The organism is Nitrospirota bacterium (genome assembly GCA_020851375.1).
In the GTDB taxonomy this organism is placed as follows: Bacteria; Nitrospirota; 9FT-COMBO-42-15; order HDB-SIOI813; family HDB-SIOI813; genus RBG-16-43-11.
Genome location: JADZCV010000022.1, coordinates 56,588 through 69,458, shown reverse-complemented (window position 1 = coordinate 69,458; position 12,871 = coordinate 56,588). Strand labels below are relative to the sequence as shown.

Sequence of the window (12,871 nt, the reverse complement as noted above, 5' to 3'; positions counted from 1 at the left end):
CTTATTCCCCTATGAGTTCCTTTATCTTCTTCACAACATCGCCGGATGTGACAATAGACTCTCCGACAAGGACTGCGTGAACACCTGCATCTCCCAGCATCCTTATATCATTACTGCAATTTATTCCACTCTCACTTACTATCACCTTCTCAGCCGGCACTTCTTTAATGATTCTCATTGTAGTTTTAATGTCAACATTAAAAGTTGTCAGGTCCCTGTTATTTATTCCGATTATCTCTGCCCCGGCCCTGAGCGCCTTTTCAAGCTCTGTCTCATCGTGAACTTCAGCAAGCGCTGCCATGCCAAGTTCTGATGAGATCGCGATAAAGTCAGACAGCTGGGCAGTATCCAATATCGCTGCAATAAGCAGGATGGCATCCGCCCCTATATATCTCGCCTCATAAATATGATACTCATCAAGCAGAAAATCCTTTCTCAGCACAGGTATCTTTGCCGCCTTTTTTGCCTCTCCGAGATAGGCCGGATTGCCGCAGAAATAGTGTTCTTCTGTAATCACTGAAATTGCAGAAGCCCCGGCCTCTTCATACTGCCGTGCAAGTTTATCAACCACCAAATCATCTACCAGCATCCCCTTTACAGGTGACTTCTTCTTAATCTCAGCAATCAGATTTACGCGTCGCTTCTCTCTGCCTGAAATAGCCTTGACAAAATCACGCGGCGGCTCTCTATCCCTAAGACGGGATTTCAACTCCCTAAGAGACAGCCCAGCCTTAACCCGGGCGAGGTCTTCTCTCTTTCGCTCAACAATTTTTGCCAGTAAACCTTCCATTATCATTCTAAAAAACCCTTACTATATGCACATCTACCGCAGGGTTGACCGCCATCCCCCTCCTGCATCCTTTCCGTGGTTATGCCTGTCCTACCCCTGGTTAGTCATCCTTTTCAACGATTCAAGTTTAGCAAGGGCAGCCCCTGCAACTATAGACTTTTCAGCCTCTATAATGGCGTGGCTGAAATCAGCCGCCCTGCCTGACACAAGGATACCTGCTGCCGCATTCAACAGGACTACATCCCGTTTTGGCCCTTTCTCGCCCTCCAGTATCTGCAAAACGATGCGGGCGTTTTCCTCTGGACTGCCGCCTCTTATGTCTTCTATAGACGCTGCACGCATCCCGAAATCAGAAGGCCTGATTGTATAGGTCCTGACCTCTCCGCCCCTCCCCTCGCTAACGGCCGTCTCACCTGTTATTGTAATTTCATCAAGACCGTCACTTCCATGAACCACAAGGCAGTGCTTTGCCCCAATATTCAACAACACGCGTGCAAGGATCTCCGTGAGGTGCGGCGAATACACACCAACCACCTGACGCGCAGCGCCCGCCGGATTAGTCAGCGGACCAAGTATATTAAACATAGTCCTGATCCCTATCTCCTGCCTTGGCACAACTGCATGCTTCATCGCAGGATGATACAGGGGCGCAAACAAAAAACCTATTCCTGCCTCATTGATACACCTCTCAACCTTCTCAGGTTTTATATCTATGTTCACACCAAGGGCCCTCAGCACATCTGCACTGCCGCACATGCTTGATACAGAGCGGTTGCCGTGCTTTGCCACAGTTACCCCTGCACCTGCAACTATAAAGGCAGCTGTCGTGGAAATATTAAACGTATGAAGGCGGTCGCCGCCGGTGCCGCATGTATCTATAGCATCAGGGTCATTTACCCTTATTCTCGCTGCCTTATTACGCATCACTATTGCGGCGCCTGTGATCTCCTCAACCGTCTCCCCTTTCATCCTGAGGGCAGTGAGATATGATGCAACCTGTGCAGGAGTCGCCTGGCCTGTCATGATCTCCTCCATAACAGCCTCAGACTCAGCCTCTGTCAGGTTTAACCTGTCTGCAAGTTTGGCAATGGCTTCTTTAATCATAACCCCGTAAACCTATAAATTAACAAAATTCCACAGCAGGTCCTTTCCTGCTGTGGTCAATATAGACTCAGGATGAAACTGTACTCCTTCGACCTTATACTCCCTGTGCCTTATACCCATAATCTCACCTTCATCAGTCTCAGCGCTTATCTCAAGACAGGAAGGAAGTGTCTCTTTTTTTACTACCAGTGAATGATACCTCGTTGCCTCAAATGGATTGGGGAGTCCGGCAAATATCGTCCTGCCGTCGTGACGTATCATTGACGTCTTGCCGTGCATCAGCCTGTAGTTTCTGATCACTTCTCCGCCGAATGCCTCTGCAATTGACTGGTGACCAAGACAGACGCCGAGGATGGGTATCTTGCCGGCAAATGCTTTGATCAATTCCACAGATATTCCAGCCTCCTTAGGCGTACATGGGCCGGGAGAGATCACTATCCTTTCAGGAGACAGATATTCTATCTCCTCAATACCGATCTTGTCGTTACGGTACACCTCCATCTCCTGTCCCAGCTCGCCAAGATACTGTACCAGATTATATGTAAATGAATCATAGTTATCTATTATGAGCAGCATTACTCCAATCCTCTCTCCGCCATCTCAATCGCTTTGACCATTCCCTTCATCTTATTGGTTGTCTCAAGATACTCTTTCTCAGGTTCTGAATCTGCCACAATACCTGCTGCGGCCTGGAGGTATGCCTTATTTCCTTTTATCACAACAGTCCTGATGGTTATGCATGCATCCATATTACCCTGAAAACTGAAGTACCCCACAGAACCTGCATAGAGCCCCCTGTTGGATGATTCCAGTTCCTCTATTATCTCCATTGAACGTATCTTTGGAGCGCCTGTGACTGTTCCTGCAGGGAAACAGGCCTCAAGGAGATCAAAACCATCATACTGAGGGTCAATCTCGCCAATGACGTTGGATACGAGGTGCATAACATGTGAATATCTCTCAATGACCATCAATTCATTAACCGATACACTCCCTTTCCTGCAAACCCTGCCAATGTCGTTCCGTCCAAGGTCCACCAGCATAATATGTTCAGCCCGCTCCTTGGGATCAGATATGAGTTCCTTCTCCATGCGCATATCATCCTCAGGACTCCTGCCCCTCCTCCTCGTACCGGCTATCGGCCTTGTCTCAACACGGCTTCCTTCCAGCCTGACCAAAACCTCAGGTGAGCTGCCTACAACATGCAGGTCTCCATACCTGAGATAAAACATATAGGGAGATGGATTAATCCTCCTGAGTGCCCTGTAGATATCAAGGGGATTCGAAGTGGTATCAAGGCTGAACCGCTGGGATATCTGAACCTGGAATATATCTCCGGCAGCTATATACTCTTTAGCCCTGTCAACCTTCTCCATGAATTCATCTTTAGTCACATTAGATGACCATTGGAGATTGACATGGTCACCACCTCTTGAATAGTGGCTATGCTTTAGAGGACCCCACAGCTCTTCCACAACTTCGTCTATTTTTTCTATGGCCTTCTCATATGCAGCCTTCAGATCGTTATCCTTGATATGGGCATTGTGAACTGCTTTTATAGTATGAAGATGATTGTCAAAGATCAGAAGGGTATCAGTAATAACAAAAAAAAGGTCAGGGATGTGGGTAAACTCACCCCGTTTTTCTATTTCTACTTCTTCAAAATGCCTGATCATGTCATAGGTCATATAACCCACAGCGCCGCCAAAAAATCTCGGAAGGTTTTCATCAAGGACAGGTTTATAAAGGGACATCTCCTCCTTGACTGCATCAAGGGGATTTTCATAGGACTTTGTTGTCACGACACCATCCCTTACCCTTGTTACTCCCCTCTGATCCGCCCTTATAATCACCCTTGGTTTACTTCCAAGAAAAGTATACCTGGCCCATTTCTCTTTTCCCTCGACGCTTTCAAGCAGGAATGAGTAATCACCCTTATCTATCTTGAGAAACGCAGAGACAGGTGTTTCAAGGTCGGCTAGGATCTCTTTATAAACAGGGATAAGGTTCCCCTGCTCCGCCTTTTTGCAGAATTCTTCAAAGGTTGGATGATACATGATAGACTTACAAAATTATCATATAAAGGCCTTGATAGTCAAGGAATTCAAAGAGTTTTGTAATAACAGGTGCACCTTGACAGAAAGTCACTTTATCTGCTAATAAATATAAGTGGCATTTCCGAAAAAGCAGTAATCCAGCGCCAAACCATAGGAGGATATTGATGAAGTATGCAGTTAAGTTATTAACAGCTTGCTTAACCATATTAATACTGTTTGCAGTCATTACAGGAACTCAGGCAAGGGGCGAGGTTAATGTCAATGTCAACATCGGTGTACCTGTACCACAGGCGGTAGTGGTTGAGGAACCACCAATGATGATTTTCCTGTCCAGGCCAGGGGTCTACGTGGCAGTAGGCATCCCTTATTCTATCTTCTTTATAAGCGGACGCTACTACTATTACAATAATGATCACTGGTACTGGTCACATGGATACGGAGATCCATGGGTTCACATTAAACACAAATCTCTGCCACCGGGGCTGCGGAGATTTACGATAAATCAATTGCATACATACCGTGACCGGGAGTTTGCGGCCTACAGAAATCACGGCACTGAGTACAAGGGAAGACATTTCGTTGCGGATGAGCACTACAAAAACAACAAGTACAAAGGACATCCAGGCAAGGGACACAATAAGCACGACAAAGGCAGGCGCTAATACAAACGCATCTATTTGGAGTGGCAGCGAAAGCAGTCATATGGCCCGATCGCTACTGAGGTCTGGTGTCATAATTGAAAACCTGCCCCCATTCTATTTGCTATTTCTTTCGTTTAGGCAATACATCATCGGCCCAGCTAAGTGCTGCAGATACAGTAGGGAATCCCAGTGTGCTCGTCAGGAGTATCAGCGCATGGTATACCTCCTCCCGGCTTGCCCCTGCCTCAAGCGCCCTTTTTGTATGTGAATGAACAGCTCCTTCTGATCTTAAGGCTGCAGCGGCTGCAAGCTGTACAAGCTGAGAAGTCCTCTCATCGAGCGGCCCCATTCCCTTTGTGGACTTGCCGAGATTATCAACAGCATCGAAATAGTCTCTGAACCTCTTTTTTATACTGACATACTGAGAAGGTAATTTAGACATGGCCATCTCCTTTTCATGAAAGTGGTTACAGATAAATAACTACCACTTCTCAGGGAGAATAGCAAGGAAAGCCGCAACGTGGAAAATCCCCCTCAATCCCCCTTTTTCAAAGGGGGAAATTAGTTCCCCTTTCAAGGGGGGAAATTAGTTCCCCTTTCAAAGGGGAAAATTAGCTCTCCTTTCAAGGGGGGAAATTAGTTCTCCTTTCAAGGGGAAAATTAGCTCTCCTTTTAAAAGGGAAATTAGTTCCCCCCTTTAGAAAAGGGGGGCTGGGGGGATTTGAAAAGTTAACCTTTGGTATAACCGCTATATGATGGACGTCTTGAACGACCTGGTCGCCTGGCCCTTGTCTTAAAAGAAGGCTCAGCCCTGGCAGCCAGCTTCTGTCCTAAATCACTGTTTGCAAAACCATCCATCACGACCTGACGAATCTTTGTTCCAATATACTTTTCAATGTTGCGAAGGCTTTCACGCTCACATGAAGAAACCAGTGAAATTGCATCGCCTGTTTTCTCTGCACGTGCAGTCCGCCCAATCCTGTGGACATAATCCTCAGGGGCGTCAGGCATTTCATAGTTCACCACGTGAGAAATTTCTTTGACATCAAGTCCGCGGGCAGCCACATTCGTTGCAACCAGCACCTGTACGTCTCCATTTTTGAAGGCCTGAAGTGCCTGAGTACGTTCCCGCTGGCTCTTGTCACCATGGATAGCCTCTGCCATACTCCCTTTGCGGTTAAGATGTGTTGCCAGCTTTTCCGCACGATTTTTAGTCCTCGTGAAGACAAGCACCCTCGACATCTGCTCTTTTTCAATCAGATGAACCAACAAATCGGATTTGCGTGTTACATCCACAGGATAGACAACCTGTCTGACACCTGATGCAGGAGTACCCTGACGTGCTACTTCAACAACCTCAGGTTGCTTTAAAATCTCGTTAGCAAGCCTCTGTATCTCAGCTGGCATAGTGGCGGAGAACAGAAGTGTCTGGCGCTGCTGGGGGATACTCTTAATAATGGTCCGTATATCGGCAATGAATCCCATGTCAAGCATACGGTCTGCCTCATCAATCACAAGTACTTCCAGATTCTTAAACGAAACGGTCCTCTGGCGCATGTGGTCCATCAACCTGCCTGGTGTTGCGATAAGTATGTCCACCCCTCGTCTCAACGCCTCTTTCTGTGGATATATGCCGACACCTCCATAGACAAGGGCCGTACGCAGACGGAGGTTACTACCGTAAGTTTTCACACTATCATGCACCTGCATGGCAAGTTCACGGGTCGGAACAAGTACCAGCGCCCTAAGCGATGGCGACTTCCCCTTCTGAAGCCTGTTAAGTACTGGAAGGGTGAATCCTGCGGTCTTTCCGGTACCGGTCTGTGCACAACCGATCAGGTCCTTTCCCTGCATAATGACAGGGATGGCCTTAGACTGAATGGGTGTAGGGTCCACATAATTCTTACTCTTTAAAGCCTTGAGGATTTCGGGGCTGAGCCCCATTTTTTCAAACGACATATTCTTTTTCTCCTGATTAAATTCCGGGACTAAAGTCCCATATTGTTAAAACGGAAAGATACCCTGGTCCGGGACATACGTCTCCCCAGCTAAATACATAAATCCTGAAACCATATCATTCTTTCCATATTGCCTGAAGAATCTGTCAGAAGGGTAATCCGGAATCAGTCACACTGATTAACTGCTGAAGAAGTTTCCAGCCCAAAACTCTTTCTTTAGTTTCTGATGGCCCTGCTTTTGAGGAGTGATGTTTTGATAATAAGGGGTATGCTACATCCGCCTCGCGATTCGTCAATTGAAAGACATCCTAACACATGAAGATGGCAATTGCAAGGGAAATATATAAACAGTTCAAATTATGATGACATTACTGCGACAATTCTGATAATATCTCATTCAACGGAGGGTTTACTATTATGGAGTTAAAGCTTACTGAACCGGAAGTGCGTGTCCTTGGTTGTCTAATCGAAAAGGAGATGACCACCCCTGATTACTATCCCCTTTCATTAAACGCACTCGTCAATGCGTGCAATCAGAAATCGAGCAGGGAACCGGTTGTATCGTATGATGAAGAGACAGTTTTAAGCGCCATTGACAGTCTTAAAGGAAAGGGCCTGGTATGGCAGAGTGATTTGAGCCGGGTTTCAAAATACGCACACGACTTTCTCAAGGCCCGCAATCTTGTCAATAAGGAGGCTGCCATAATCTGCGTCCTGTTCCTGCGCGGCCAGCAGACAGCAGCCGAGATACGGGAGCGTACAGACCGCCTCTACCAATTTAACAACGTAGAAGAGGTTAAAGAGATACTCCTGAGCCTTGAGGAAATGGGCTATGTAAAGCTGCTCCCCCGTCAGCATGGGCTGAAAGAGCCACGATACACACACCTGTTGACTGATGTACAGGAAAAGACAGATACAGAAATTACAGGTCAGGCACCATCACCCGTACAGACTAATTATCCGGAAGATGAACACATCATGAGACTTGAGGAAGAGTTATTACGGCTTCGCCAGGAGTTGGAGGATTTAAAGCGGGCATTTACAGAATTCAAGGGGCAGTTTTAAGCGCCTCAAGAACCTCATCAAGATGGTCATCTATCCTGACCTTCGGGAAGATCCTGGCAATCTTACCCTCTTCATCTATAATAAATGTCGTGCGCTCAATGCCCATGAACTTACGGCCATACAGGGATTTCTCCTTCCATACGCCATAGGCCTGTACCACCTCTTTATTTGCATCACTGAGGAGCGGGAAGTTAAGCTCAAATTTATCCCTGAATTTTATGTGAGATGCCACTGAGTCAGCACTCACCCCGAGCACAACACCGCCCAGCTTATTAATCTCTCCATAACCATCACGAAATGAACAGGCCTCTTTCGTACATCCCGGTGTGTTATCCTTAGGATAGAAATAGAGGACTACCTTCTTACCCCTGAAGCCGGAGAGCGACACGTCCCTACCCTCATAATCCGACAGCACAAAGTCAGGCGCCTTGTCACCTTCTTTTATTCCAACAGCAGATTTCCTGGCACTCATAGGATACCTCCCTTATTTATTCTATATACAACCACCGGGTTTTGCAAATTGTTTATAGGTGTCAAATCTTATAACCTCTATTGACAGCCGGCCTTTGCAATGGTATTAAATTGCTGTATGAGATATCTTCTGTCATGCATGCTGGTCATGATAGTCTCCATAGCAGTTGTCACCCCAACGGCAGCGAGGCCGCACAGGCACAACATTGACAAGGGCGTGCTGAAGGAAATAAAGCAGGCCAGGGCAACAGGACAATACGGCGACCTGACAAGCAGGCCGGCAGATTGTGATACACCGGACAGGGGCAGCGATCAGATCACCCAGATCATTATACACTCCACCCACGTAAGTCCATCAATGTCCTTTAACGAGGTGGTCGCACACTCCCTCAGTACCTGTGCCTTCGCCCATTATTATATTGACCGCGATGGGACCGTCATCCGGAGGTTTGATGATCTGCGGGCGGCCCGCCACACCCGCTCTACAGATAACGTCGTTAATCTATCTTCGATAGGCATAGAACTATATTCGACCACTGTTCAGGAGAGGTCAGGCAAACCCTTCACACATAAACAACAAAAGGCGCTGGCGCGGCTTACAGCTCAATTGATGAATACCTACAGAATCAATACAGACAGGGTGTTCAGACACGCAGACTATTCACCCCTCGTAGACTGCACCACCATCCCGGAGAGTTATAGAGGAGATTGCAGGGCGTATGTCGGAGATCATATGGACCCTTATGGGTGGACAGACAGGGATTGGGGAAAATTTCTCAACGGGTTCCAGCCTGTAGAGGTTACTAAATCAGGGACCGGCACCGGCAATGTAATCTGTCAGGGTGTACCGGCAATTGCAGGGGATGGGGATTTTGATGACTGCTCCGGTATTATGTATATCCCAACCAGCGCCGGCAAAAACGCCCGTGTGACACTCAAGGCCAGGCCAGACACTGGTTCCTATTTCACCGGCTGGAGCGGGGCATGCACCGGGAAAAGGCCATGTAAAGTCACCATGAACTCGTCCAGGACAGTAACCGCAACATTTGAAAAGGCTGAAGAGAGAACGGCCATGTCAGGTCCGTAATGATATTATGAATTCCTCTGTTTTTTGTAATATTCTTTCAGCAGGTCCTCTTTCGTCAGTACCGCTTCAAAATCAACATCATGCTTCAGGATGTTTTCCCTTCCACCTTCCTGCCTGTCTACCAGAATAATAACCTTAACGACAGTGAGACCTCCGGCCCTTGCATTTTCTATCGCCTCAATAGTGGACTGTCCTGTCGTCGCAACATCATCAACAATAACAACCCTGTCCCCGCTTTTGACATCACCCTCAATAACCCTCTTGAGTCCGTGCTCCTTAGCCTTCTTTCTCACAGAAAAAGAGTTTATCAATTTACCCTTGAGCACGCTCGTATATGCTACTGCATCAGCCACTGGATCAGCCCCCATGGTAAGCCCCCCAATCGCATCCACATCAAGACCTGATATCTTTTCGTAAATGATGTTACCTATCAGATAGGCGCCTCTCGCATTCTTCGTGGTCTTTCTGCAGTCAATGTAGAGATTGCTCTTCCTGCCTGAGGAAAGCTCAAATACAGGTTCATCCGCCACTTTAAGTGACTTCTCAAGAATAAGGTCTGTTAATTCTTTAAGCATGGTCATGAGCATCTCCAATCGTTTAATGAATCAGTATTTCTTACTGTAAACCCTCATGAGGTTTACCCCACTTCCACCCGCTGCTACTGGAACGCCATTATATCTCAATGGCATTATAATTTCATCATAGAACCAACAGCTATAGAAATAACAGGTATTTTAATGTAAGTTTCATTTCTCTCCTTTATTATAGGCCGGAACTTTGTTAAACTGAGAATGGATAAGGGGGGGACAAAAAATGAAAGGCTATCGTGATAACATCGAAAGACTAACGACAGGAAACAACAATTTTCGCAAGGTGCTCTACACCGGCAAATACAGCCAGTTGGTGCTGATGAGCCTCGCCCCGGGTGAGGAAATAGGCATGGAAGTGCACGATGATACTGACCAGTTTTTCCGGTTTGAGAAAGGCCGGGGAATGGTCATAATAGACGGCAATCAATATGAAGTGGGTGATGGCACGGCGGTCGTCGTTCCGGCAGGGGCAAAACACAACGTTGTGAACACCTCGACGAGTGAAGCACTGAGACTCTATACCATCTATTCTCCGCCGCACCACAAGGACGGCATCATCAGGGCGACAAAGAAAGATGCCGAGGCTCAGGAGGCCGAATTCGACGGCACTACGACCGAGTGAGGCTGGTATACACAGCCGGGTCTATTGGCCATCTATAGCTGCCCTCGCCACGCGGGGTTTCAGATTCCATGAACATTAAGGAGCACCTGAAAGTGTTCCTGTGTATTTGCCATTTTCACGGAACCTGTCCCAGCAGGATTTAAGCTGGGAGTGGGAATCCAGAACCAGGCCTCGGGCTGGATTCCCGCTTACGCGGGAATGACGTTTTCATGAACCTTGGTGAGACTGAGCTGGTCGAAGGGCTCATGACGGTTCTCCTGAAATTGGTGATGCCTTTCATAATTTCGTGGACTGGAGACTAATACAGGAAATCCCATGTGGTCGAGATAGTCCCGTCAATGGTATCGTCGGCGTTCGTGTCTATTGAAAGCGTGATCCCGGCACCAGCCATAGTCACAGTCATGCTGCTTTCGTCCTGTGCAATAATCTTGAAGCTCCCGCTGCCCGGAGCAGCTCCTGGCCCTGCACCCTGAACCGTCTGGAGCACCGTCACAGAGAGCGTACCAGCGGTCGAACCTGGAATTTCGACTGTCGCAGCATCTCCGGCAAGACCTATCGCATAGGCCCCGGCTCCTGATGCAGCCACGCTGTCGTGGATCCCGAAGGGCCCGATGACACGGGTTACATTGACGCTGTCCTCAGTCTCGCTGTAGGTAAGCAAAACAGGCAACGGCAAGTCAATTGACTGTGACAGCTCCGTAAAGTTACCGCCTACCGCATCCCTGGAGAACCTGATACCGCCTGTTATCGAGTTCGACAGCGATCCGCCTGACTCGGCGCTTGTGACATTTATCGGACTGATCGTGGTCTGTACTGTATAGTTCGACGATAAGCTTCCGGTGAAGCTATCAACCGTGAGCACAAAACCTCCGTTCAGCGTGCGTTCGCTGCCACCCGGCCCGTTGACACAATCCTTGAATGTTACGGTAAGCGTGCTTCCTGTTGCAATCGGCAGCGATGGCACGAGCGCCGCATTGTACCCGTTGTTGTCGCCGTTGCAGAGATCGCCCGCTGGTCTGCCGTTAGCCACATCGGACAGAACGGCGAGCGCAATGGTCCCAACATCGTACGGCAACGTTATCCCCCGGGCCCCCGCGGATGCAACATCAATCGCATTGGTAAAGTTGATCATGCCTTGAACACCAGGCACGGTAATGGTAAGGTCCTCATCACCCAAATTCACGGTATCGCCGTTTTTATCAGTCTTGGCAATCAGCACGGTGCCGTTTGGGTAAGCATTACTGTTGCCGGCAACGATGTAGCCGCCATCAGACACCGGATAAACAGAAGCGGCCCCATCACTGCTGTTAGGGCGATGCCCCTTCACCTTCTGCCAGATAGGGTTGCCGTTCGAGTCGAGCTTGATTAGGAGCACATCTTCCCACTGCCAGGGCTGGTCAGGATCAACCGGTCCCGGACCATAAGACTTGGTCTTTCCGGCGATGATGTACCCGCCGTCAAGTGTCCTGGCGACCGAACGCGCCTCGTCATCCTCGGCCCCGCCGAAGGTCTTGCTCCAGACCTGGTTGCCATCCTTATCCGTCTTGATGACGATAGCGTCTCCGGAATCGGTTCCGCCAAACCAGGGACTCTGAGTCGTGCGTCCCGCGATCACGTAACCGCCATCGGAGGTCTGCCTGACTGACCATCCTTCGCCCGGGCCGTATGTCTTGCTCCACTGCACGGCACCATCCGGCCCGGTCTTGATCAGGCCGATTCCTCCCCCGTAGGTTCCGGTGATGACAAACCCCTCATCGGCCGCCTGCTCAACGGCAAAACCCACATCCCAGCCAGCGTGACTCGCAAAGGATTTTTGCCATATAACATCGCCTGCAGGATTTGTCTTTATCAGGGCAACCCCCTGGTTAAGGTCTGATCCCACAAGAACGTACCCATCCGGGTTCGGACCGGAACTGCTTTCAAGCGCCCCATATGCACCGCTTAGCGACGATCCCGAAATGTCCTTTTCCCATACTTTTTTGCCGCCTTCGTCAAGTTTGAGAAAATAGAAGTTTCTGGAATCAGAATCGCAGTCCATGCAGGCCGCTACGATGAAGCCGTTGTCCGCTGTCTGCTGGACCGAATGACCCTCGTCCCAGCCTGTCCCGCCGAACCACCCCTGCCACTGCACATCGCCATGCGCATCAGTCTTCACTACATAGACGTCCGCCTTATCCGACTGACCAGTCGTCTCGTAACCAGCTGCGATATAACCACCATCGAGTGTCTCCTGTACCGACCAACCTGCGCCAAAGCCAGTCCCGTAATGCTTCCAATAAATGGTCACTCCATCGGCACCTGTTCCGCTGTCAGGAGGGATGTTATCCTCATCGACTCCGGCAGCACCTCCGCCACATGCCGTAAGCAGTGCAGCAGTCAAGGCTGCTATAATGATGATTGCAAAATAAGGCATGTGCTTTGGATTGGTCATTCTGGCACCTCTTTACAAAATCCACGTCTTCATGAACCCGTCTCTTCCCGGCTTT

At 48.7% G+C, this 12,871-nt stretch carries 13 protein-coding genes; 4 read left to right on the top strand and 9 right to left on the bottom strand.

What is annotated here, in order from left to right; translation table 11 throughout:
* Position 1: 1 nt before the first annotated feature.
* The 4 genes from trpC to trpE form a co-directional block, all read right to left on the bottom strand.
* Positions 2–796: an indole-3-glycerol phosphate synthase TrpC gene (gene trpC, locus IT393_04755; protein ID MCC7201960.1), complete on the bottom strand. Its 795-nt coding sequence runs from the start codon at positions 794–796 to the stop codon at positions 2–4.
* 84 nt (positions 797–880) lie between these two features.
* The gene (trpD, locus tag IT393_04750; protein ID MCC7201959.1) at positions 881–1,894 is read right to left on the bottom strand and encodes an anthranilate phosphoribosyltransferase; all 1,014 of its coding nucleotides are present in this window, start codon (positions 1,892–1,894) and stop codon (positions 881–883) included.
* A 12-nt stretch (positions 1,895–1,906) separates the two neighbouring features.
* Positions 1,907–2,470: an aminodeoxychorismate/anthranilate synthase component II gene (pabA, locus tag IT393_04745; protein MCC7201958.1), complete on the bottom strand. Its 564-nt coding sequence runs from the start codon at positions 2,468–2,470 to the stop codon at positions 1,907–1,909.
* The gene (gene trpE, locus IT393_04740; GenBank protein MCC7201957.1) at positions 2,470–3,951 is read right to left on the bottom strand and encodes an anthranilate synthase component I; all 1,482 of its coding nucleotides are present in this window, start codon (positions 3,949–3,951) and stop codon (positions 2,470–2,472) included. The genes pabA and trpE overlap by 1 nt, the downstream gene beginning before the upstream one ends.
* Positions 3,952–4,115: 164 nt before the next feature.
* On the opposite strand from trpE, the gene IT393_04735 reads away from it, so the two are divergent.
* Complete coding sequence (locus tag IT393_04735; protein ID MCC7201956.1) at positions 4,116–4,613, top strand: hypothetical protein; 498 nt, start codon at positions 4,116–4,118, stop codon at positions 4,611–4,613.
* Positions 4,614–4,713: 100 nt separating this feature from the next.
* Here the strand turns inward: IT393_04735 and IT393_04730 are convergent, their stop codons facing one another.
* Together IT393_04730 and IT393_04725 are read right to left on the bottom strand one after the other, a co-directional pair.
* On the bottom strand, positions 4,714–5,040 hold the full coding sequence (locus IT393_04730; GenBank protein MCC7201955.1) for a carboxymuconolactone decarboxylase family protein: 327 nt from the start codon (positions 5,038–5,040) through the stop codon (positions 4,714–4,716).
* 281 nt (positions 5,041–5,321) lie between these two features.
* Positions 5,322–6,551, bottom strand: coding sequence for a DEAD/DEAH box helicase (locus IT393_04725; protein MCC7201954.1), 1,230 nt, complete (start codon positions 6,549–6,551; stop codon positions 5,322–5,324).
* A 416-nt stretch (positions 6,552–6,967) separates the two neighbouring features.
* Between IT393_04725 and IT393_04720 the strand changes: the two genes are divergently transcribed.
* Entirely contained in the window at positions 6,968–7,615 is a 648-nt protein-coding gene (locus IT393_04720) for a YceH family protein (protein MCC7201953.1), read from the top strand.
* Here IT393_04720 and bcp read toward each other — a convergent pair.
* A complete protein-coding gene (gene bcp, locus IT393_04715; GenBank protein MCC7201952.1) occupies positions 7,599–8,087 on the bottom strand; it encodes a thioredoxin-dependent thiol peroxidase in 489 nt (162 codons plus the stop codon). The two genes, IT393_04720 and bcp, sit on opposite strands and share 17 nt — an antisense overlap.
* A 117-nt stretch (positions 8,088–8,204) precedes the next feature.
* On the opposite strand from bcp, the gene IT393_04710 reads away from it, so the two are divergent.
* Entirely contained in the window at positions 8,205–9,173 is a 969-nt protein-coding gene (locus IT393_04710) for an N-acetylmuramoyl-L-alanine amidase (protein ID MCC7201951.1), read from the top strand.
* A 5-nt stretch (positions 9,174–9,178) separates the two neighbouring features.
* Here the strand turns inward: IT393_04710 and pyrE are convergent, their stop codons facing one another.
* The gene (gene pyrE / locus IT393_04705) at positions 9,179–9,760 is read right to left on the bottom strand and encodes an orotate phosphoribosyltransferase (GenBank protein MCC7201950.1); all 582 of its coding nucleotides are present in this window, start codon (positions 9,758–9,760) and stop codon (positions 9,179–9,181) included.
* 226 nt (positions 9,761–9,986) lie between these two features.
* On the opposite strand from pyrE, the gene IT393_04700 reads away from it, so the two are divergent.
* The gene (locus tag IT393_04700) at positions 9,987–10,385 is read left to right on the top strand and encodes a cupin domain-containing protein (protein MCC7201949.1); all 399 of its coding nucleotides are present in this window, start codon (positions 9,987–9,989) and stop codon (positions 10,383–10,385) included.
* A gap of 298 nt (positions 10,386–10,683) precedes the next feature.
* Here IT393_04700 and IT393_04695 read toward each other — a convergent pair whose 3' ends face one another.
* Positions 10,684–12,816 carry a hypothetical protein gene (locus tag IT393_04695; GenBank protein MCC7201948.1) on the bottom strand — a complete coding sequence of 711 codons (2,133 nt, stop codon included), beginning with the start codon at positions 12,814–12,816 and terminating at the stop codon, positions 10,684–10,686.
* Positions 12,817–12,871: the final 55 nt, after the last annotated feature.

What these genes read in the sequence shown, in the direction of transcription:
- trpC (MCC7201960.1), bottom strand. Translation starts at nt 796, where the DNA reads ATGATAATGGAAGGTTTACTGGCAAAAATTGTTGAGCGAAAGAGAGAA.
- trpD (MCC7201959.1), bottom strand. Translation starts at nt 1,894, where the DNA reads ATGATTAAAGAAGCCATTGCCAAACTTGCAGACAGGTTAAACCTGACA.
- pabA (MCC7201958.1), bottom strand. Translation starts at nt 2,470, where the DNA reads ATGCTGCTCATAATAGATAACTATGATTCATTTACATATAATCTGGTA.
- trpE (MCC7201957.1), bottom strand. Translation starts at nt 3,951, where the DNA reads ATGTATCATCCAACCTTTGAAGAATTCTGCAAAAAGGCGGAGCAGGGG.
- IT393_04735 (MCC7201956.1), top strand. Translation starts at nt 4,116, where the DNA reads ATGAAGTATGCAGTTAAGTTATTAACAGCTTGCTTAACCATATTAATA.
- IT393_04730 (MCC7201955.1), bottom strand. Translation starts at nt 5,040, where the DNA reads ATGGCCATGTCTAAATTACCTTCTCAGTATGTCAGTATAAAAAAGAGG.
- IT393_04725 (MCC7201954.1), bottom strand. Translation starts at nt 6,551, where the DNA reads ATGTCGTTTGAAAAAATGGGGCTCAGCCCCGAAATCCTCAAGGCTTTA.
- IT393_04720 (MCC7201953.1), top strand. Translation starts at nt 6,968, where the DNA reads ATGGAGTTAAAGCTTACTGAACCGGAAGTGCGTGTCCTTGGTTGTCTA.
- bcp (MCC7201952.1), bottom strand. Translation starts at nt 8,087, where the DNA reads ATGAGTGCCAGGAAATCTGCTGTTGGAATAAAAGAAGGTGACAAGGCG.
- IT393_04710 (MCC7201951.1), top strand. Translation starts at nt 8,205, where the DNA reads ATGAGATATCTTCTGTCATGCATGCTGGTCATGATAGTCTCCATAGCA.
- pyrE (MCC7201950.1), bottom strand. Translation starts at nt 9,760, where the DNA reads ATGCTCATGACCATGCTTAAAGAATTAACAGACCTTATTCTTGAGAAG.
- IT393_04700 (MCC7201949.1), top strand. Translation starts at nt 9,987, where the DNA reads ATGAAAGGCTATCGTGATAACATCGAAAGACTAACGACAGGAAACAAC.
- IT393_04695 (MCC7201948.1), bottom strand. Translation starts at nt 12,816, where the DNA reads ATGACCAATCCAAAGCACATGCCTTATTTTGCAATCATCATTATAGCA.